General features: G+C 70.4%; 4 protein-coding genes and 1 pseudogene. 2 read left to right on the top strand and 3 right to left on the bottom strand.

Features of this window, described 5'->3' with window-relative positions:
* Window positions 1-71: 71 nt before the first annotated feature.
* On the bottom strand, window positions 72-1,076 hold the full coding sequence (locus ABZ382_RS01900) for an AraC family transcriptional regulator ligand-binding domain-containing protein (protein ID WP_357082428.1): 1,005 nt from the start codon (window positions 1,074-1,076) through the stop codon (window positions 72-74).
* Window positions 1,077-1,283: 207 nt separating this feature from the next.
* On the opposite strand from ABZ382_RS01900, the gene ABZ382_RS01895 reads away from it, so the two are divergent.
* Window positions 1,284-1,892 carry a TetR/AcrR family transcriptional regulator gene (locus tag ABZ382_RS01895; RefSeq protein ID WP_357082425.1) on the top strand — a complete coding sequence of 203 codons (609 nt, stop codon included), beginning with the start codon at window positions 1,284-1,286 and terminating at the stop codon, window positions 1,890-1,892.
* A gap of 64 nt (window positions 1,893-1,956) precedes the next feature.
* Here ABZ382_RS01895 and ABZ382_RS01890 read toward each other — a convergent pair whose 3' ends face one another.
* A complete protein-coding gene (locus ABZ382_RS01890) occupies window positions 1,957-2,736 on the bottom strand; it encodes an alpha/beta fold hydrolase (protein WP_357082422.1) in 780 nt (259 codons plus the stop codon).
* Between the two features lie 291 nt (window positions 2,737-3,027).
* Between ABZ382_RS01890 and ABZ382_RS01885 the strand changes: the two genes are divergently transcribed.
* Window positions 3,028-3,621, top strand: a complete 594-nt coding sequence (locus tag ABZ382_RS01885) for a hypothetical protein (protein ID WP_357082419.1) — start codon at window positions 3,028-3,030, stop codon at window positions 3,619-3,621.
* A 9-nt stretch (window positions 3,622-3,630) separates the two neighbouring features.
* Here the strand turns inward: ABZ382_RS01885 and ABZ382_RS01880 are convergent.
* A pseudogene (locus ABZ382_RS01880) lies at window positions 3,631-21,657 on the bottom strand (amino acid adenylation domain-containing protein); the annotation flags it as partial.
* Window positions 21,658-22,127 lie beyond the last annotated feature (470 nt).

Below are 22,127 nucleotides of genomic sequence, written 5' to 3'. Positions count from 1 at the left end.
CTGTGCTCAGCCTATCGCCGATGACGAGCAGATATGCAGCTATTCGGCGCGCGGACTCGATCGTCGATGGATCACGGCTGCAGCGGCGAGCGGTGCGTGCTGTTGGCGACTGCCCAGCGCAGCGCGGCCCGGCGCATGGAGGACTCGTCGGCGTACCCCAGCAGTTGTGCCTGTTTGCCGCGGCTCAGCGGTCCGGTCGCCTGCGCCGCGCCGAGCCGGGCCGAGCGCGCCCGGTCCAGCTCACGCCGCCACGTCGTCCCGGCTTCGGCGAGCCGGCGCTGGAGAGTGCGCGGGCTTGTTGTGAGCCGCCGCGCGACCCGTTCCAAGGACGCGTCACCCTCGTCGAGGGCGGCGGCCGCCGCCACGGCGACCCGTTCGGGCCACGCGGAGATCAGGGGCGGGGGAGGCGGCAGCGCGTCCGCCAGGGGTTGCAGCACCGCGGCGAGGACCGGGTCGGCGGTGGTGAGCGGCAGGGCCAGGTCGGATGGGCGGAAGGTCATCGCGTCGATATCCGCGCCGAATTCGAGTGTGGCGTCGCCGAATACGTCCCGATAGGCGTCGAGCCGCCGAGGTGCGTTGCGGCGCACGGTTACTCGGACGGGGTCCAAGGGGGCGTCGACCACGCGGCGCGCCCGGGTCAGCACGGCGGCCAGACCCCACAGCTGGGTGTGGTCACGGGTCGCGTCGGCGCCGTCGACCATGTCCAGGCGCAGCGTCGGCCCGCGGTCGTCGTCGACGAGGGCGAAATTGTGATTGGTGGTGACGGCGCTGACATAGGGGCCGCAGGTCGCCAGTCCGGCGCCCAAGGTCGGTGCGCTGGTGAACAAATAGTCGTAGAGCCCCGTTGCCCGGAGCTGGTATCGGCTCGCGACCCGCAACGCCACGTCGGGATCGTCGAGCATCCTCGCCCCGGTCTCCCACAGGCGCCAGAAGGTTTCGCTGGGGACGTGGACACCGCCGCCGGTCAGTGTCCACTCCGGCACACCGGATTCCTGGATCAGGCGGGTGCGGTCCAATCCCATGGAGGTCAGCTGTGCGAGCACAAACTGGTGCAGCAGAGTCAGATCAGTGCGCAATGCCCCTCCTACGCATCGTCGTCCCCCGGTCGATGGGTGGATCGTAGACGCGGCGGCGATCCGGAACCAGCACCGGGTGGGGCCGCGAACCGGGCGCGACGGTCGGCGACCACACCCCGCTATCGGCGGCGGGCGGGGCCGCGTTAGGGCGGAAGATCGGCCGGTGGCTGGGCCGGTGTGGCGTCGCCGCTTGATAGATTCGTTCGCGTGACGTCGTCGACCACTCAGCCGTATCATCACGGCGACCTGCCCTCGGCGCTGTTGCGCGCGGCGGTCGAGCTGCTGGAGGAGAACGGCGCCGCCGACCTGTCCTTGCGTGCCGTGGCCCGACGTGCCGGTGTGTCGACGGCCGCGCCCTACCGCCATTTCGCGGACCGCGAAGCCCTGCTGTCCGCGGTCGCCGCGGTCGGATACCGCGATCTGGCAAGCCGTTTGGCCGCGGTGCATCCCGCGCCGGTCACGCCGGACGATCTGGCCCTGATCGCCATCGCGTACGTGCGGTTCGCCCTGGATCGGCCGGGGTTGTTCCGGGTGATGTTCGCCGATCCGTGTGATCCGACGAGTCCGGAGCGGGCCGCGGCCACCGAGGCGATCCACGAGTACGTCGAGAACATTGTGCGACAGGCGTTTCCGGTGTCGGACCCGGAGGCCATGGCCATCGCGGTGTGGGCGTTGGTCCACGGCCTGGCGTTCCTGCATCTGGACGGCAAGTTCGACGCGGTCTCCGACGAGGCTGTCGCCGACCGTATTCGCGCCGCGGTCTTCGCGGTCCTCGGCGCATCGGGCCAGGTCTCGAACACGCCCCACACCAACTGACGGATCCACGCGGTCGGGTTGATATCGGGCTCGGATCGAATGTAAGCGGTGCCAACGCGTCGGCTCAGGCGAAGAACTCCCGCAGTGTCGCGGCCAGCGCCGCGGCGTCGTGGGGGTGGTGGAACTGCCCCGGCAGAGTGATGGTGCGCGCATCGGGCAGCGTCGCCTGTAGTAGTTCGACGCTCGCGGTGCCGTAGGGGTCGGTGAGCCCGCCCGCGAGCAGGAGGGCGGGGACGTCGATGGCCGACCAGGGGGTGATGTCGGCGTTCATGGCGGTCAGGCATTCGAGGTCGGCCACCAGGCCCGAGGCTCGGAAGGCCAGGGCGTCGGCGAGGGGCTGTAAGGCCGCGCGGGGCGGGGTGGGTTCGACAATGGCGGTGAAGAATTCGATGATCGCGTCCGCCGGGCGCGCTGCGGCCATGTGGTCGCGGATCGTCGCGAGGGTCGATGTCAGCGGGGGACCGGCGAGGGACACCGGGGGCTCGTAGAGCGCGAGGCGGCGGACCATCGACTGATCTCGATGGAGCGCGTGCAGCGCGACCAGGCCGCCCGCGGAATGCCCGAAGACGAAGGCGGGTTCCTCCAGGGTCGCGAGCACCGCTGCCAGGTCGGCGGCCTGGGCGGTGAATTCGGCGGGGCGCGGGCCGTTTCCGCTCTCGCCGTATTCTCGCCGTTCGACCACGAGGACCCGGTAGTCGGGGGCCAGTAATTCTGCCAGCTGGAAATAGAGGTCGAGGGTGACCAGCGCGCCGGGGACGATAACCAGGGCCGGGCCGTCACCTCGCGAGTGGACGACGATGCGGGTGCCGTCCGCCGATTCCACGGCTTCTCTGTATTGCGACATATATCGATGGTGACAGATATTCGCCATCACATCGGCTGGTGGACAGTCGAATTCGCCGCCCGCGGTGTGGGATCGGGCGGGTGGCTAATTGTGGGCACGGGCCGGTGGGAGCTCGGCCGACGGCGCGCGGGAGGTGGGGGAGGGCGTGGAATATGGGCTGTGACGGTGGATTTGCCAGTTGTGAATTGATATTGGAGTTTCGTCCTTATTTCTCCATGCGCTCCGCTTAAGATCTCTAGGGCATCAGGCAATTGCTCGATGTAGAGCAGTTTTTCGCTCAGGAGGTGCGGAATGCTGGAAGCCAATTGGTGGATCCGGTCGCGACCACTGTTGATTGCGGGTGCTTTGCCGTTCGCCGTGCTGCTCGGCACCGGAGTCGCCTCGGCGGCGCCGGAGGATGACGCGCCGCCGCCCGCCGCGCTACCGGCGCCACCGGATTGGCTAATGAACGGCCAACTACCTGCGATCGATCTGCCCGCGATCGATGCGGCGGAGCCGCTGCCGGGCGTGGATCCGGAGTTCGTGGGTTCGCTGTGCGCGTCCATTCCGGTCGATGCGCAGCGCTGCGGTGTCACCGTGGTCGACGCGGGCGTCGGCGCCGCCATCGGGGCGGGGATCGGGGCGGGCGTGTCCGCGCCGCTGGCGATCGTCACCGGAATTGTCGGCGCCGGTCTCGGATTCGTCGCCGGAATCCCGTTCCTGCCTACCGGTTTGGTGGTCGGACCGCTCGTCGGGGCGGCTGTCGGCGTGGCCGTCGTAGCCGGACCCGCGGCCGTGCTGGGCGCGGCGCTGGGGGCGTCGGTCGGGGCGATCGTGGGCCTCACGACGCCGCTGCCGGTGGACGCGCCGGTCGATGAGACCGGCGTGTCCACCGCTCTGGAGTAACGAGCATCCTCAGCACTCCAGGTGGGCGTTGAGGATCTGGGCGATCTGGGCGACCGCGCCCGGGTCGGTCATCGCGAGGTGGGCCGCATCGATGTCGAAGGCCGAGATCCGGCCGCTGACAACGTCGGCCCATCCGGCGTGTCCGGCGGCGTCGGCCCGCCGGTCGCGGGTGGCGGTGAAGTAGAGCATGTCGGCGTCGAGGACCGCGGGCTGCCAGGTGCTGGCGGCCCGGATCGCCAGGTTGTAGGCGTCGGTCAGGCGCTCGATCTGCGCGGCGTCGATGCCCATCGCGGTGCCGAGGTGCTGTTCGATCAGGTCGGCGGCCTCCTGGGCGGTCGCGTCGGGGCTGACGTAGTCGACGCCCATGACCGGACCCAGGTTGCTGATCAGCTCGCCCGCGGTGACGGTGCGCAGCGTGGATTGGTCGATCCCGCTCGCCTCGGCGTCCAGCAGCGCCAGCAGCGCGACTTCCTCACCGGCGGCCCGCATTTCGACGGCGATCTGGTGGGCGATCGCGCCGCCCAGGGACCAGCCGAGCAGGTGGTACGGGCCGTGGGGTTGCACGGCGCGGATCTCCGCGAAGTAGCGGCGCGCCATCTCGACGATCGTGGTCGGTCCCGGGTCCTCGCCGGTGATCTGCGGGGTCTGGATGCCGTAGATCGGCCGGTCGCCGGAGAGGTACCGGTCGAAGGTGTGGTAGCACCACGACAGGCCCAGGGCGGGGTGGATGCAGAACAGCGGAGGCTGGTCGCCGCCGGTCCGGATGGGCAGCAGGACGTCGAAGCCGAGCGCGGTGCCGTCGACCGTGCTGCCGGAGCGCATGCCGGATTCGATCCGCTTGGCCAGGTCGGCCGGGCAGGGATCGGACAGCATCCACCGGATCGGCACCTCGTAGTCGATCTCCTTGCGGAGGTGGGTGACCACCTGCACCGACTTCAGCGAGTTGCCGCCGAGGGCGTAGAAGTCGTCGTCCGCGCCGACCCGGTCCACGCCGAGCACCGCGCCGAAGGCCCGGGCGACTTCTTCCTCGAGCCACGACGAGGGTTCGCGGAACTCGCCGACCGGGAGCACCGGCTCCGGGAGGAGCTTGCGGTCCAGCTTGCCGGACACCGTGAGCGGCAAGCTGTCCAGGGCCATCACGGTGGTGGGCACCATGTAGTCGGTCAGCGCGCCCGCCGCGTGCGCCAGGATCGCGGCGGTGTCGATGGTCGCGCCCGCGGCGGGCACCACGTACCCGACCAGGTGTTCGGCCGCACCCGTGGTGTGCACCAGCGCGATCGCGCGGGCGACGCTCGGATGCTCGGCGAGGACCGCCTCGATCTCGCCGAGTTCGATCCGCAGGCCGCGCAGTTTCACCTGGAAGTCGGTGCGGCCCAGGTATTCCAGTTCGCCGTCGTCGTTCCAGCGCACCAGGTCGCCGGTGCGGTAGAGGCGTCCGCCGTCGCCGAACGGGTCGGGTACGAACCGTTCCGCGGTGAGGCCGGGCCGCGACTGGTAGCCGCGCGAGAGCTGGACGCCCGCGAGGTACAACTCGCCCGCGACACCGGCCGGCACCGGGTGCAACCGGCTGTCGAGCACGTAGGCGCGGGTGTTCCAGGCGGGTGCGCCGATCGGCATGTTCCCGCTGTCGGTGTCCTGGACCGGATGCGAGGTCGCGCACACGGTGAACTCGGTCGGCCCGTACAGGTTGTGCAATTCGACCCCGGGCATGGTGCGCCGGGCCTCGGCGACGACGTCGGGACCGAACGCCTCACCGCCGACCAGCAGCGTCCGCACCGATTCCAGGGATCCGGCGGGCACCGCGTCGGCGAACACCGCCAGCATCGACGGCACCAGCGCGGTGATGGTGACCCGCTGGGCGGCAATGGTTTCGGCGAGGTACAGCGGGTCGGAGTGCCCGTCGGCGCGCGCGATCACCATGCGCGCCCCCATGGCGAGGGTCGCGAACAGTTCCCACACCGACATGTCGAAGGTGGCGGGCGACTTGTGCAGCACCACGTCCTCGGGCGACCACGCGTAGGTGCCGCCGAGCCACCGCACCTGGTTCACCACCGAACCATGGGTCACCGCCACGCCTTTCGGCCGACCGGTCGACCCGGAGGTGAACAGGACGTAGGCGAGGTTGTGCGGTCGCAGCGGCACGATCCGGTCGGCGTCGGTCACCGGACCGTCGTCGAATCCGGACAGGTCCAGGCCGTCGAGGGTCGACAGTTCCAGCGCGGGCGCGGCGATCGACAGCATGTACTCGATGCGATCGTCGGGCAGGTCCGGATCGATCGGCACGTAGCCCGCACCGGCGGTGTGTACGGCGTACATGGCGGTCACCTGGTCCAGGGACCGTCGCATCCGCAGCGCCACCAGGGATTCCGGGCCCACGCCGCGGTCGATCAGCCAGCGCGCCAGCCGGTTGACCCGGGTGGCGAATTCCGCGTAGGTGAGGGACTCGTCCGCGGTCACGATCGCGGTCCGGTCCGCGTGGGCGCGCACCGAGTCGGTGAACAGCGAGGCGAGCGTCTCGTCGGTGGGCAGGTCGTGTCCGGTCGAATTCCAGTGCCGCAGAACGGTGTCCCGCTCCTCGATCCCGAGCAGATCGACGTCGTAGACCTGCTGGGTCGCGTCGGTCGCCAGGGCGTCGAGCAGCCGTAGCAGCCGATCGGCGATGGTGCTCGCGGTCGACGCGTCGAACAGGTCGCTCGCGTAGGTCACCGCGCCGGTGATTCCGGCCGGTTCGCCGCTGTCGTCGTAGGAGTCCTGCACGGACACCAGCAGATCGAACAGGGCGGTGTCGGCATCGGGCGTGACGCCCGAGACCGAGAGGCCCGGCAGTTCGAATTCGGCCTTGTCGACGTTCTGGAACGCCAGCATCACCTGGAACAGCGGGTGATGGGCGTGCGACCGCATCGGATTCAGCTCCTGCACCAGCCGCTCGAACGGCACGTCGGCGTGCCCGAAGGCGGCGAGGTCGGTGCCGCGCACATGCTCGAGCAGCTGGGTGAGGGTCATCTCCGGCGCCAGCCGGGTCCGCAACACCAGGGTGTTGACGAACATGCCGACCAGATCGTCGAGTTCGGGCTCGCCGCGTCCCGCGTAGGGCGTGCCGATGGCGATGTCGTCCATATCGGCGAGCCGGGCCAGGGTGGCCGCCAGCGCGGCGTGGACCACCATGAACAGCGTCGTATTGTGCTCCCGCGCGACCTGCTGCAATCCGGCGTGCAGGTCGGCGCGGATGCTGATCGGTACGGTCGCGCCCGCGTAGGTCTGCACGGGCGGCCGCGGCCGGTCGGTCGGGAGTTCCAGTAGCGGCGGGAGTTCCGCCAGTTCGAGGGTCCAGTAGTCGATCTGGGCTCGGATGAGCGAGTCAGGATCGTCCTCGGTGCCCAGCACCGCACGCTCCCAGATCGCGTAGTCCGCGTACTGCACCGGCAGTGCGGGCAGATCCGGGGTCTCCCCGGTCAGGTGGGCGGCGTAGGCGGTCATGGTGTCCCGGGCGAGCGGGCCCAGGGAGGAGCCGTCGCAGGAGATGTGGTGCGCGACCACGGCCAGGACCCATTCGTGCTGCCCGAGTTCGAACAGCCGGACCCGCAGGGGCGCGTCGACGGTGACGTCGAAGGCCGTCGCGACGAGCGCCGACATCGCTTCGGCCAGTTCCGATTCCGTGACCGGGGTCGGTGTGATCGGTGTGATGGCCTGTGCCGTGGGCAGCACGACCTGCGAGGGTTCGCCCTCGGCGTACGGGTAGACGGTCCGCAGCACCTCGTGCCGGTCCACCACCTCGGTGAGGGCCGCGCGCAGCGCGTCGAGGTTCAGTTCTCCGGTGAGCCGCAGCACGATCGGGATGCTGTAGGCGGCCGAGTCGGGCTCGAGCCGGTTCAGGAACCACATGCGCTGCTGGGCGTAGGACAGCGGAATCCGTTGCGGCCGCTGCTGTGCGGTCAACCCGATCCGGCCGGTATTGGCCCGGGATTCCGCGCGGGCGGCCAGCCGTGCCACGGTCGGCGCCTCGAAGATGGTCGACACCGGGACGGTTCCGTCGAGCGCGGCGCCGATGCGGGCGGCGACGCGGGTGGCGACCAGGCTGTTGCCGCCCAGTTCGAAGAAGTCGTCGTCGGCGCCGATGGGGGTGTCGATGTCGAGGACGTCGGCGAAGATGCCCGCCACGATCTCCTCCGCGGGGGAGGACGGGGCCCGGAATCGCTTGGCCTGCACCACGGGAGCGGGCAGCGCCGAACGGTCGAGCTTGCCGTTGGGTGAGAGCGGGACGGTGTCGAGGATCATCACCGCGGCGGGGACCAGGTAGGACGGCAGCGCTTCGGCCAAGGCCGCGCGCAGCTGGTCACTGGAGACGCTCGCCCCGGCTTCGGGGACCGCGTACGTGACCAGCTGGGTGGGCCCGGTGTCGGTGTGCCACGGCGTGGTGATCGCGTAGGCGATATCCGGTCGCGCGTCGAGGACCGCGTCGATCTCGCCCATCTCGACCCGGTAGCCGCGGATCTTGACCTGGAAGTCGTTGCGTCCCAGGAATTCCAGATCGCCCTCGGCGTTCCACCGCACCACGTCGCCGGTGCGGTACATGCGGCTGCCGGGTTCGCCGAACGGGTGTGCCACGAAGCGGGACCCGCTGGCGGCGGGCTTGTCCAGATAGGCGCGAGCCAGCGACGGGCCCGCCAGATACAGCTCACCGGCCACCCCGACGGGCACCGGCCGCAGCCGGGCATCGAGGACCAGCGCCCGCACGGCCTGCAACGGAACACCGATCGTCGGCCGGTCGCCGGGCCGCAGCGGCCCGGTCGCCGTGGTGACGATCGTGGTCTCGGTCGGGCCGTACAGTTCCCGGAACATCCGGACGCCCGCGAGATCGGTTCCGGCCCACCGGTTGATCAGTTCCGCCGACACCTCGTCACCACCGGACATGACCACCCGTAGGTCGTCGAGCCCGGCCGGATCCACCGACGCCAGCGCGGCGGGGGTCATGAAGGCGTGGGTGACGCGCTCCTCGCGCAGGAACTCCGTCATCTCGGCGCCACCGTAGATGCCCGTCGGCACGATGATCAGCGCACCGGCGCCGCTGACCGCCATCAGGGTCTCCAGCAGGGCGGCGTCGAAGGACGGCGACGCGAAGCGCAGCACCCGGGAGGTCGGCCCGAGGTCGAAGTCGGCGCGGAACGAGGCGACGAAGTCGGCGACACCGCTGTGGGTGACGGCCACGCCCTTGGGCTTTCCGGTCGATCCGGAGGTGAAGACGACGTAGGCCACGTTCTCGGCGCGCATCGGGTGGAGCCGGTCGGGATCGCCGACCGGCCCGCTCGCCAACCCGTCGAGGCGCTCGGCAACAGCGGCGTCGTCGAGCACGATCCAGTCCACCGATCCGGGCAGCCGGCCGGAGACGGCGGACACCGTGACACCCAGTGTCGCAGCCGAATCCGACACCATCTGCGCGATCCGGTTCTCCGGGTATCCGGCGTCCACCGGGACGAAGGCCGCGCCCGACTTCACCACGGCCCACCACGCGACCACGGTCTCCAGCGAGCGCGCGGCCGCCACCAGCACGGGCGTTTCCGGTCCGGCGCCACGGCCGATCAGCAACCGCGCCAACCGGTTCGAGCGTTCATCGAGTTGCGCGTAGGTCAACGCGGTGTCCCCGGCGACGACGGCGATGCCGTGCGGGTTGTTCCGGACGGCGGTGTCGAACACCTCCGGCAGCAGTCCGGAGGGCTCCGGCCGGGTGCCGGTGCGCGGCCCGACCCGGGAGGTGAGCGCGGCGCGCTCGTCGGCGTCGAGCCAGTCGATATCGCCGACCACCACAGCTGGGTCGGCGGCGACGGCTTCGAGGACCCGCACCAGCCGGCGCACGATCGCCGCCGCGGTCGACTCGTCGAACAGGTCCCGAGCGAAGGTCAGCATGCCCGAGATGCCCTGTGCGACACCGGCCTCGGGGGCCGCCTCGGAGAGCACGAGTTGCAGGTCGAACTGGGTCGCCCCGGTATCGACCTCGGCGCGGGCGATGCGGACGCCGGGTAGCGCCACCTCGACCGTCGCCAGATTCTCGAATGCCAGGGCCACCTGGAACAGCGGATGCCGGGCCGCGGATCGCTCCGGGTTCAGCTCCTCCACCACCCGTTCGAACGGCACGTCGGCGTGCTCGAAGGCCAGCAGGTCGGTGTCGCGGGCGCGCATCAGGAGTTCGGCGAACCGCTCGGTGGTGTCGACCCGGGTGCGCAGGGCCAGCGTGTTCACGAACATGCCGACCAGTTGCTCCAGGCCGGGTTCGCCACGCCCGGCGACGGGGGTGCCGATCACGACGTCGTCGGCGCCGCCGAGCCGTCCCAGCACCGTTGCCAGGGCGGCGTGCATCACCATGAACAGCGACGCTCCCCGCGACCGCGCGAGGGTGACCAGCTGCCGGTGCAGGTCCGCGTCGATCTGCACCGGCACCCGGCCGCCCGCCAGGGATGCGACGGCGGGGCGCGGGCGGTCGGCGGGGAGATCCAACCGGTCCGGCGCGCCGTCGAGGGTGGTCCGCCAGTACTCCAGCTGGGCGGACATCAGCGAGGCCGGATCGTCGGCGGCGCCGAGCATCTCGCGCTGCCACCACGCGAAATCGGCGTACTGCACGGTGAGCGGCTTCCATTCGGGCGCGTGCCCGGCGGTGCGCGCGGCGTAGGCCGTCATCACGTCGTGGGCCAGCGGTCCCATCGACTGGCCGTCACCGGCGATGTGATGGACCACCAGCACCAGCAGGAAATCGCCTGTGCCATCGTCGTGTTCGGCGAGTTCGAACAGGCCCACCCGCATCGGAACGGTCGTGGTGACGTCGAATCCGCGGCGCACGAACTCACCGACCACCTCGGCGACGGCCTCCTCGGGTACGCGCTTTTGCTCGACCGCGGTCGCGGGCTCGTCGAGCACCACCTGCCGGGGCTCGCCGGAGAATTCGGGATAGACCGTCCGCAGCACCTCGTGGCGGGTGACCACGTCGGTGAGCGCGGCCGCGAGGGCTTCGGTGTCCAGCGATCCCGACAACCGCAGCATGACCGGGATGTTGTAGGCCGGGGATTCGGGCTCGAAGCGGTTGAGGAACCACATCCGCTGCTGGGCCAGCGACAGCGGCACCGGGTCGGGATGGGTGCCGGGCAGCAGCGGCAGCCGGTCGGAGTCACTGAATGTCCAGGTGCGGGCGGCCAATTCGGCGACCGTCGGCGCTTCGAAGATCGAGCGCACCGGCACCTGCACCTGCAGGGCGGCGCCCAGCCGTCCCGCGACCAGCGAGGCGCTGAGCGAGTCGCCGCCCAGTTCGAAGAAGTCGTCGTCGGCGCCGACACCGGCCACATCGAGGACCCGCTCGTAGATCCGCGCGACCAGTTCCTCCGCGCCCGGTGTCGGGGCTCGGAATACGCGGGTGACGGCGACGGGCTCGGGTAGTCGTTCGCGATCGAGTTTGCCGTTGGCGGTCAGCGGCACCTCGTCGAGCACGATCACCGCGGACGGCACCATGATCCGGGGCAGCGACTCGGCCAGCGCCGCACGCAGTTCCGCGCCCGACAGCTGGACCCCGGCCGCGGGCACGACATAGGACACCAGCCGGACCGGCCGTCCGGGATCGTGGCGGGGCACGGTGACCGCGTACGCGACCTCGGGTCGCGCGCCCAGCGCGGCGTCGATCTCGCCGAGTTCGATGCGGGTGCCGTGCACCTTCACCTGGAAGTCGTTGCGGCCCAGGAACTCGAACTCGCCGTCGGCGGTGCGGCGCACCACGTCGCCGGTGCGGTACATGGGGTGACCGGGCTCGCCGAACGGGCAGGCCACGAAGCGGGCCGCGGTCAAGGCCGTCCTGGCGACGTAGCCGTCGGCCAGGCCCGCGCCGAACAGGTAGAGCTCGCCCGCGACACCGTGCGGCACCGGCCGCAACCAGGTGTCGAGCACCGCGGCCGCGACAGGACCGACCGGTCGGCCGATCGTGATGGCGGCACCCGGCGTCAGCGCGTCGGTGGCCGTCGCCCAGATGGTGGTCTCGCTGGGCCCGTACAGATTGACCATGGTGCGCCCGGGAGCCCACCGCTCGACCAGTTCGGGGCCGAGGGGTTCACCGGCGGTCGCCAGCAGCCGCAGCCCGTCCAGGCCGGCGGCCGGGACCGTCGCCAGCGCCGAAGGCGTCACCACGGCGTGCGAAACCCGTTCGCGCGCGATCAGTTCCGCCAAGTCGGGCCCGGCGTAGATCTCGCCGGGGGAGACGACCAGCCGGCCGCCCGACCCGTGCGCCATGAGCAGCTCGAACACCGACGCGTCGAAGCTGGGCGAGGCGACCTGCAGCACCACCGACATCGGGTCCACCCCGAACCGCCGCCGCTGCGCCGCGACGATATCGGCCAGGCCGCGATGGCTCACCAGCACGCCCTTGGGTGTTCCGGTCGAGCCGGAGGTGTAGCTGACGTACGCGACCTGCTCGCGCCGGATCGGCGCTCCGCGTTCGGCATCGGTGATCGGCGCGCCCGACACTGAGTCCAGGGCGTGCAGCGCCTGGGCTCCGTCCAGCAGCAGCCAGTCGACGCCGTCCGGCGGGCGCTTGCGGACGGACCCGTCGGTCAGGCCGAGCACGGTGCCCGAGTCCGACAGCAGGAATTCGATCCGCTCGGCGGGCAGCGTCGGATCGATCGGCAGGATCGCCGCGCCCGTCTTCGCCACCGCCCACAGGGTGACGGTGGCCGCCAGCGAGCGAGGCAGCACCGAGGCGACCACCTGTCCGCGTCGGGCGCCGCGCCGCAACAGGATTCGCGCCAGCCGGGTGGATCGGTCGTCGAGCTGGCGGTAGGTCAGGGAATCCGCGCCGCAGCGCACCGCGACCGTATCCGGGTCGGCGATCACCGAGGCCGCGAGAATGCGATCCAGGGTCTCCGGGATCGCCGCCTCGGCAGCCGATTCCGGCCACGCGGGCAGCGGTTCCCGGTCCAGGGGCAGTTCGCCGAGCCGGGTGCCGGCGTGCGCGCCGATCCGGCCCAGCAGGTCGATGAAGCGGTCGAGAATGCGCCGCGCGGAGTCGTGGTCGAAGACCCGTTCGTGGAATCGCAAGATGATCTTCAGGCCGTTCGCCTCGCCGCGCTCGGACTGCATCGGTTCCACGACCATGCTCAACGGGTACGGGGCGGCGTCCACGCCGTCGAGATCGGTCACCCGCAGGCCCGCCGAATCGACGAGACGTTGCAGGGCCGAGCGGTCGACGGGGAACGACTGGTAGGTGATCGCGGTGTCGAACAGCTCCGACAGGCCCGCGCTGCGATGGATCTCGGGCAGGCCGATGTGGTGGTGCTCGAGCATGCGGGCCTGCCGCGACTGCATCTCGCTCAGCAATTCGCGCACCGTCATGGCGGGATCGAGCGGGACGCGCACCGGGATCGTGTTCAGGAACATGCCGAGCGTCTGGTCGACCATCGGCAATTCCGGGGGCCGGCCCGCGACCGAGGCGCCGAAGATCACGTCGGTCTCACCGGTGAGCACGCGCAGGTTCAGAGCCCACGCCGCGTTGACGGCGGTATTGAGGGTGACGGCCGCGTCCGCGGCCACCCGGCGCAGTGCGCCGAAGCGGTCCTCGGTCAGCTCGGCCCCGACCTCGCCGGAGGATGTCGGGCCCGCGTCGGCGTCGCGGGACACCCGGGTCGGTGCGTCGACATCCGAGAACTCCCGCGCCCAGGCCGCTTTGGACTCGGCACTGTCCTGCCGCCCCAGCCAGGCCAGGTAGTCGCGGTAGGTGGGGGCCGGTCCGGCGGCGTCGATGTGGTCGGGCGAGCCGTAGTAGTCGAGCAGTTCGGCCATGAGCAGCGGCATCGACCAGCCGTCCAGGATCACATGGTGATTGGTGACGAGCAGCCGGTAGGACTCCGCGCCGAGCCGGATCAGGGTCAGGCGCAGCAGCGGCGGGGCCGCCAGGTCGAAGCTCTCGGCCGCGTCCGCCGCGGCGATCGACGCCGCGTCGGCCGGGCCGTCCTCGCCGCCGGCGGCCAGATCGACCATCCGGAACGGGATCTCGGCGCGGTCGACCACGACCTGGCACGGCCCGGCCGCGGTATCCGCGAACGCGGCCCGCAGGATGTCGTGCCGGTCCACCAGAGCCTGCGCGGCTCGCCGCAGCCGGTCGGCGTCGACGGCGCCGGCGAAGCCGATCATGGTCTGGACGGTGTAGCCGTCGTCCGCGTCCGGGTCGAACATCGTGTGGAAGTGCATGCCGGACTGCATGGGCGACAACGGCCAGACATCGGAGAGCCGGGGGTACTGCCGCTCGAGCTGATCGATGTCCTGGCGGGTGAGCTTGACTAGTTGGGTACCCGCGGCGCGATACGCGTGATGCGCGGTCGCCGGCCGCGGGGGCTCCTCGACGGTGGTCGGGGTCGACTCGCCGTCGGCCATCGCGGCCAGGGCGGCAACCGTCTTGCCCTCGAAGACATCTCGCGGAGTGAGCGTCAGCCCGGCGTTCCGCGCCAGCGCCACCAGCCGCATGGACACGATGCTGTCGCCGCCGAGGGCGAAGAAGTTGCTGTCGGCGGACACCGACTCCAGGTGCAGCACCTCGGCGAAGAGCCGTGCCATCACCTGCTCGGCGGGGGTCGACGGCGCTCTGCCGCCGGTCGCGCCCACCTCGAAGGCGCGCTGCTGCAAGGCTCTTCGGTCGACCTTGCCCGTGGGTGTGCGCGGCATCTCCTCGAGTCGCACGATCGCGGCGGGATTCATGTAGCGCGGCATGCTGCCGGCCAGATCGCCTTCGATGGCGGTCACGTCGACCGCTTCGCCGGGCGCGGCCACCACATAGGACACCAGCAGCGGTTCGCCGGTGGGCCCGTCGACGGTCACGGTGGCGACGCTGGACACGGCGGGGTGACGCGCGATGTGGGCGTCGATCTCGCCGGGCTCGATGCGCAGGCCGTGAATCTTGACCTGCTGATCGATGCGACCCAGGTACTCCAGCGCCAGACGACCCTGCCCGCGCACCCAGCGCACGGAATCGCCGGTGCGGTAGAGCCGTTCGCCGCGGGTGGACCGCGGATCGGCGACGAACCGGGCCGCCGACACCCCCGGGCGGTCGAGGTAACCGCGGGCCAGGCCCGGGCCGCCGACGTACAGCTCGCCCGCGACGCCGACCGGCACCGGTCGCAGCCACGGGTCCAGCACCAGCGCGGACGCGCCGATGATCGGGCCGCCGATGGTGACGGGGTCGCCGGCCGCGAGATCGTCGGATCCCGTTGCCCAGACGGTGCATTCGGTCGGACCGTAGTGGTTCATGAGCCGTCGGCCGGGGGCCCACCGGTTCACGGTGTCGGGCCCGACCGCCTCACCGACCACGGCCAGCGTGGTCAGCGCCGGCAGGTGGGACGGATCCATGGTGTTGAGCACCGAGGGCGTGATGATCGCGTGCGAAACCCGCTGCGACCGAAGCAGTTCCTCCAGGTCGATGCCCGCGTACACCTCCGGCGGCGCGACCACGAGGCACGCGCCGCTGCTGTGCGCCAGCAGCATCTCCGACACGCAGGCGTCGAATCCGGGCGAGGCGACCTGCAGCACCCGCGAATCCGGGGTGGGCCGGAAGGCGTCGGCCTGCGCCGCGACCAGATCGGCCAGACCCCGGTGCTCGAGGTGGACCGCCTTCGGCGTGCCGGTCGAGCCGGACGTGTAGATCACGTACGCGGCGTGGTCGACCGTCAGGTCCGCCTCGGGCGGGTGGGGGAGTAGCTCCTCGGCGTCGGTGGTCGACAGGTCCAGCGTCAGCCACTCCATGTCTGCCGGAATCTGCTGTGCGACAGCGCTTGTCGTGACACCCAGCCGGGTGTGCGAGTCGGACAGCAGCTCGCCGATCCGCGCGGCCGGGTTGCCGGGATCCAAAGGCAGGAAGGCGGCGCCGGTCTTGGCGACCGCCCAGATCGCGACGAAGAGCTCGGCCGAGCGGGGCAGGACCAGCGCCACCGTCGACTCGGGACGCGCGCCGTGGGCGATCAGTCGGCGGGCGAACGTGTCGGCGCGCTCGTCCAGCTCCCGATAGGTCCACGTGGTGTCGCCGTACCGGATGGCCGCGGCGTCGGGGTATCGGCGAGCGGTCGCGGACAGGATGTCGCGGAGCGCCCGCTCGGGGGCGGGCTCGCCGCCGGTGACCGAGAGCAGTTTGGCGCGTTCGGAATCCCAGCAGGACGAGATCGAGGCGACCGTGGCGGCCGGATCGTCGACGAGCTGCATGAGCAGCAACTCGAAGCGACCGAGCAGCTGGTGGGCGTCATTGTCGTCGAAGCGGTCGGTGGCGAATTTCAGTGTCACCGAATAGGTTCCGGCATCGGCTCCGCCGTCGCCGCCCGGGCGCGGCGGGGTCACCTGCAGGCTCAACGGGAACGGCGTCGCGTCGTGCGCGTCGATCTCGACCAGCCGCAAACCGGCCGCCGAGAGGTCGTGGGCCAGCAGCTCCCGATCGAAGGGGTAGGACTCGAGCACCGTCGCGGTGTCGAACATGTCGGTGATCCCGGATACCCGCTGCAACTCCGCCAAGCCGATGTGCTGGTGGTCCAGCATCGCGGCCTGCTCGGACTGCACCCGCACCAGCAGGTCGCCGACGGTTTCGCCGGGCTCGAGCCGGATCCGCACGGGCAGCGTGTTCACCATCAGCCCGACCATGCGCTCGACATCGGGGATCCGCGGCGGACGGTTCGACACCGTATTGCCGAACACCACATCCGGCCGCCCGGCCAGCACGGACACCAGCAGCGCCCAGGCCACGTGCAGGGCGGTATTGGGGGTGACGCCGTGCGTGCGGCCGAGGTCGAGAATCGCGGCGGAGGTGGCGGCATCGAGGTTCAGACCCACCTCGCCCGCGTCCGCGGTGACCGTCCGCTCGGGACCGTTCGTGATCCGCGTCGGCCGGTCGATCCCGGCGAGCATGTGCCGCCACGCGGCGGCCGTGGCGTCGGCGTCCTGCTCCTGGAGCCAGCGCAGGTATTCGCGGAACGACCGCGCGGGCGCGAGACCCGCGGTGTCGCCGTCGGAGCTGTACAGCGTCAGCAACTCGTGGATGAGCAGCGGCATCGACCAGCCGTCCAGCACCAGATGGTGATTGGTCACCAGCAACCGGAACTGCTCGACACCGGTGCGCACGAGGTGGAAACGCACCAGCGGCGGACGCGCCGGATCGAAGGGGGCGGCGGCGTTGCGCGCGATGTCCCGCAGCGCGTCGTCCCGCTCGTCGATCAGGCTGACATCCGACTCGGCCCACTCGACGGTGGTGTCGCGCAACACGATCTGACGCGGCCCGGCGTCGGTCTCGACGAACGCGGTCCGCAGGCTGTCGTGCCGATCCAGCAGGACCTGGGCGGCCCGCCGCATCCGCTCGCCGTCCACGTGGCCGTCGAACGTCAGCGCGGCCTGCACGATGTAGCCGTCCTCGCCGCCGCGGTCGTAGATGGTGTGGAACAGCAGCCCCGACTGCAGGGCGGTCAGCGGCCACACCTCGGTCATCGAGGGGTATTCGCGCAGCCACCGGTCGATCTGGTCCTGGGCGACGGTGGCGAGCGGGAAATCGGAGGGCGTGTAGCTGCGCGTGGTCATGGACCGGACGTGATCGGCCAGCGCCTCCAGCGCGCGGGTCCACAGGTCGGCGAGCTCCTCGACGTCCTCGGCTTCCAGCGCCTGGGACGCGAATTCCCATGTCACAGCGAGTTCGAGCCCGTCGGCGCCCGCCTCGGCGATGGCATTGACGTCCAGCAGGGCGGCCAGCGCCATGGCAGGATCGCTGGTGCCGGTGAGCGCGGTGAACTCGGTGGTCGGGGCCCACGGCCCGGACCGCTCACCCGAACCCACGCGCCCGAGGTAGTTGAAGCTGATCTGCGGTTTGGGCAGGTGCGCGAGTTCGGCGCGGCCCATGGGATCGAGATGCCGCAGCATGGGGAAGCCGATGCCGTTGCCCGGCACCGCGCGCAGCTGCTCCTTGACCAGCTTGATGGCCCGTCCCGCGCTCGGGCCGCCCGCCAGGGCGTCGTCGAGATCGAGGTCGTCCCATTCGATGCGGATCGGGAAGCGGGTGGTGAACCAGCCGACGGTGGCGCCCAGATCCGCGCCCGGGACGGCCTGCTCCTCGCGGCCGTGGCCCTCCAACAGGATCGACTCGCCGGTCGAGGTCACGCCGCGCCGGCGCCGCCACTCCGCGAGAGCCAGCACCAGGGCCGCGACCAGCGGATCGTTGGCGCCGCAATGGAATCGGTCCGGGATGGTGGTGAGGACCGCCTCGGTCACCGCCGCCGGAATCCGTTCGTGGATCCGGCCCGCGGTGGCGCCGGTGTCGACGGCCGGGTCCAGGCGACGCGAGCCGAGTAGTCGATCCTCGTGCGCGAGAACGTCTTTCCAGTGCTCGAGTTCGGTCGCGCGCCTGCCCTGCGCCTGCTCGGCCAAACCGTGCAGCCAGCGCCGCACCGAGGTGGTGGCCGGACCCCACTGCGGTTCGCCGCCCTGTGTCCAGGCCTGCGCGAGATCGGTGAGCACGGTGCGCCACGACACCGCGTCCACGGCGAGATGGTGGATCACCAGCCACAGCAGGTCGGGACCCGAAACGCGGTCGTCCCGCAGCCACACGGCCTGAACGAGGGCGCCGTTGCCGGGATCCAATCGATCCGCGGCGTCCTGGAGATGACGGTCGATCTCCTCGGCGTCGCGCCGTCCGAGGCGCACCTCGTGCAGCGAAGCGTCCGGGTCGACCGCGTCCCGCTCGAGGACCTCGACGTATCCGTCCGTTCCGACGCCCCGCAGGACCGCGCGCAGCATGTCGTGGCGGTCCATCAGGGCGCCCAGTGCGCGCACCAGACCTGCTCGATCGACCCCGTCCGGGAGTTCGACGAGCGCGGCCTGCGCGAAGCGGTCGTAATGGCCGCGATCGAGCATGGCGTGCATGATCGGCGACAACGGCATCCGCCCGACGCCGCCACCCGGCAGCTCGGCCAGCCCGGGTGCGTCGCCGGCCTCGGTGGCCGCGGCGGCCAGACCCGCGACCGTCTTGTGCACGAACACATCCTGGGTGGAGAAGCTCAGCCCCTCGGCCTTGGCGCGCGCCACGAGGCGGATCGACAGGATGCTGTCGCCGCCCAGGACGAAGAAGCTGTCGTCGGCCCCGACCCGGGGCACGCCGAGCACCTCGGCGAACAGCGCCGCGATCGTCTTCTCCCGCTCGGTCGCCGGGGCCCGCCCGGAGGCCGCGGTCCCGAACTCGGGCTTCGGCAACGCTTGGCGATCCACCTTGCCGAAGGCGTTCATCGGCAGGCTGTCCAGGGGCAGCACGATCGCCGGAACCAGGTGCGGCGGCAGCGTTTCGCGGGCGAAGCGCAGGATCTCGGCCGGGTCGACACCGCGGCCGTCGACCGGCACGACATACGACGCCAGCACGGTGGTGCCGACATTGTTCTGGGCCGGCACGGTGACGCACTGATCCACGGCCTCGTGGATGGTGAGCGCGGCGTCGACCTCGCCCGGCTCGATCCGGTAGCCACGGATCTTGACCTGGAAGTCGCTGCGGCCCATCAGTTCGAGGGCGGTGTCGCCGTTCTGTCCGGTCCAGCGCGCGATATCGCCGGTGCGGTACATGCGCGCACCGGTGCCGCCGTACGGGTCGGCGACGAACCGGGCGGCGGTCTCGACGAATCGGTGGCTGTAGCCGCGGGCCAATCCCGGTCCGGCCAGATACAACTCGCCGACCGTGCCCCGTGGCACGGGCTGCAACGCACGGTCCAGGACCATGGCCTCGACGCCGCGGATCGGGCCGCCGATCGTGTGCGCCTGGCCGGGCTTCAGCATCGCTCCCGCGGCGGTGACGGTGGATTCGGTGGGCCCGTACTCGTTGAACATGGCCGCCGACAGCGTCCAGCGCTCGACCAGATGCGGCGGGCAGACGTCGCCGCCCACCACGACCACGCGCACATCGGTCGGCAGCTCCGGATCCACCGTCGCCAGCATGGTGGGCGTCAGCGTCAGGTGGGTCACGTGCTCGTCGGCCAGCAGCTGGGTGAGCGAGTCGCCGCCGACCACCTCGGGCGGCACGACCACCAGCGTGGACCCGGTCGCGAAGCAGGTCAGGAACTGTTCGAGGGAGGCGTCGAAACTGGGGGAGAGGGCATAGGACACACGGGAAGTCGTGTCGATGCCGAACGTGGCCGCGCGGTCGGCGACCAGATTCGCCAGACCGGTGTGCGTGACCTGCACGCCCTTCGGTGTTCCGGTGGAACCCGAGGTGTAGGTCATGTAGGCGACATTGGACGGCCGCAGCGGATGGCTGCGGTCGAGGTCGGAGATCGGCCCGTCCGCGGCGTCGGACAGAGCCAGGGTCGAGGGGTCGTCGAGCACTACTTGACGCAGGTCCGCCGGGAGGGTGTCGCGCAGTGCGTTCACCGTGATCGCCACGGTCGCACCGCTGTCGGTGACCATGTGTTCGATCCGCTTGGCCGGGTAGTCGGGGGCCATCTGCACGAAGGCCGCGCCGCTCTTGGCCACCGCCCAGGTCGCCACCACCGAATCGGTCGACCGGCGCAGCATGAGCGCCACCGCCGTGTCCGGGCCACAGCCCAGCGCGATCAGCTGCCGGGCCAGCCGCGAGGACTCGGAGTCCAGTTCGGCGTAGGTCATGCTCCGGCCGTCGGAGACGATCGCGCAGCCGTCCGGGTTCCGGCGGGCGCTCTCGGCCAGCATGTCGGGCAGCAGGCGGGTGTCGACGGCGCTGGGCCCGCGGACGGGCAGCAGCTCGTCGCGTTCCTGGATGTCGAGCAGCGGCAGGCCGCCGATCCGGCCGTCGGATCCGCCCGCCAGGAATTCGTGCAGGAACATCTGGAATCGCCGATGGTGACCGGCGAGTTCGTCGTGGCTGTAGGAATTCGGATTGCCCTGGAAGTCGATAAGAGTGCTCTCTTTGCCCGCGCCCGGGTAGATGTTGACGAAAAGGTCGGAGGTGGGGCCGGAGGTGAGCACGTGCAAACGGCCCGTCGTCTCGCCCAGGACGACTTCGTTCTCCACCATCATGAGATTCACGGCGGGGCCGAACGAGGCGGCCTCGTCGCGTGCGATCCCCATATCGTGGAATATGTCCTCCTGGCGATACCGCTGCCGCCGGAGGGCGCTGGTCAATTCGCTTTTCACCGCCGCGATCAGTTCGCCGACGGTGCGATCCGCGACCCGGATGCGCAACGGGACCACATTGGCCACCATGCTGCCCGAACGTCGCAATACCGCGGAATGCCGGCCCGACACGGGCAGGCTCAGGAGAACTTCGTCGTTGCCGGTCATTCTCGCCAGATAGGCCGCGAATGCGGCGACGATGATCGGGGTGACGCTCTTGTCGTGGTCGAGCGCGACGGTATCGAGCAGGTGCGCGGTGTCGTCGGCGAGTTCGGTACTGACGAGCGTCGGATGAATGGTGGGCCTGTTGACATGGGCCGCCAGACTGGCGACCGCCGGCGCGCCCGCCAGATGCTCCATCCAGTGGGCGCGATCGTTCTCCATCCGCGTCGAATCCCGGTACGCGAGATCTTGTTCGGCGACCAGCCGCAGGTCCTGGGCCACGCAGGCGGGGGGCTCCTCGGATGCGATCCACGCGTTGTACAGCTCGGTCATGCGGTGCAGCATGGTCACCGCGGCGAATCCGTCGAGCGCGATGTGGTGCGCCCGCTGATACCACAGGTAATGGTCGTCGCCGACCTGGAAGACAATGGCGGTCACGAGGGAGTCGCGCACGAGATCCAGCGGAGCGGAATAGTCCTCGGTCATCCTGCGATGCGCCGTCGCGACCGGATCGGCTTCCTGTCGCAAGTCCTCGACCCACACCGAGGCGCCGTTGTCGGGGTCGACGTACTGGAATGGCTCGCCGTCGATCTCGACCAGACGAGTATGCCCCGACCCGAACTCCCGACCGGCCGTTCGGCAGGCTTCGGCCAGGAGTTCGGCGTCCAATTCGCCGACGATCTCGACGTATTGGGCGACGGATATGGGTGTGTTGACGGCGAGATGCTGGGCGAACCAGATTCCCCGCTGCGCGGATGTGAGCGGAAAGACCTCGTGTGATGAATGAAATGTGCCGCTTGGCAACGATTCTGGCTGGTCAGGATTGCTTCCGATGCCACTGTGCAATTGGCGCATTTCGACCTCCAGCAAACAACGTGATGTCAGGAACTCAAAACGCCCGAGGGCCGGTTGTGGATGCGCTCACACGCGCTCGGCCCGGGGACCATGGAATATGGCGGCAGGGTGTGACTCCGACACCCGCATTGCTGTGTACGTCGGGTCCGCCACCGAGATCATTACAGCGAGTACCAACCGGTTCGTATGCGCCGACGTCGGCGCGTGATGCCCGGCATTCGTTCGCTACATCGAGTCCACCCCGACCCCCGAATCACCCTCCAACCTCCCGGAAAACTGTCCAGTATGCCCTTGATCGCAGTGTCGACTGAGACCATGTCGAACTTCCCTACTTGAAAAGCGACTGTCCAGGATGATTCTGCGCCCCCATGCCGCAACCG

This window comes from Nocardia sp. NPDC005825, assembly GCF_040630175.1.
GTDB lineage: Bacteria > Actinomycetota > Actinomycetes > Mycobacteriales > Mycobacteriaceae > Nocardia.
The sequence above is the reverse complement of the archived record's forward strand: the minus strand, read 5'-3'. Positions and strand labels throughout refer to the sequence as shown.

What these genes read in the sequence shown, in the direction of transcription:
- ABZ382_RS01890 (WP_357082422.1), bottom strand. Translation starts at nt 2,736, where the DNA reads ATGTCGCAATACAGAGAAGCCGTGGAATCGGCGGACGGCACCCGCATC.
- ABZ382_RS01885 (WP_357082419.1), top strand. Translation starts at nt 3,028, where the DNA reads ATGCTGGAAGCCAATTGGTGGATCCGGTCGCGACCACTGTTGATTGCG.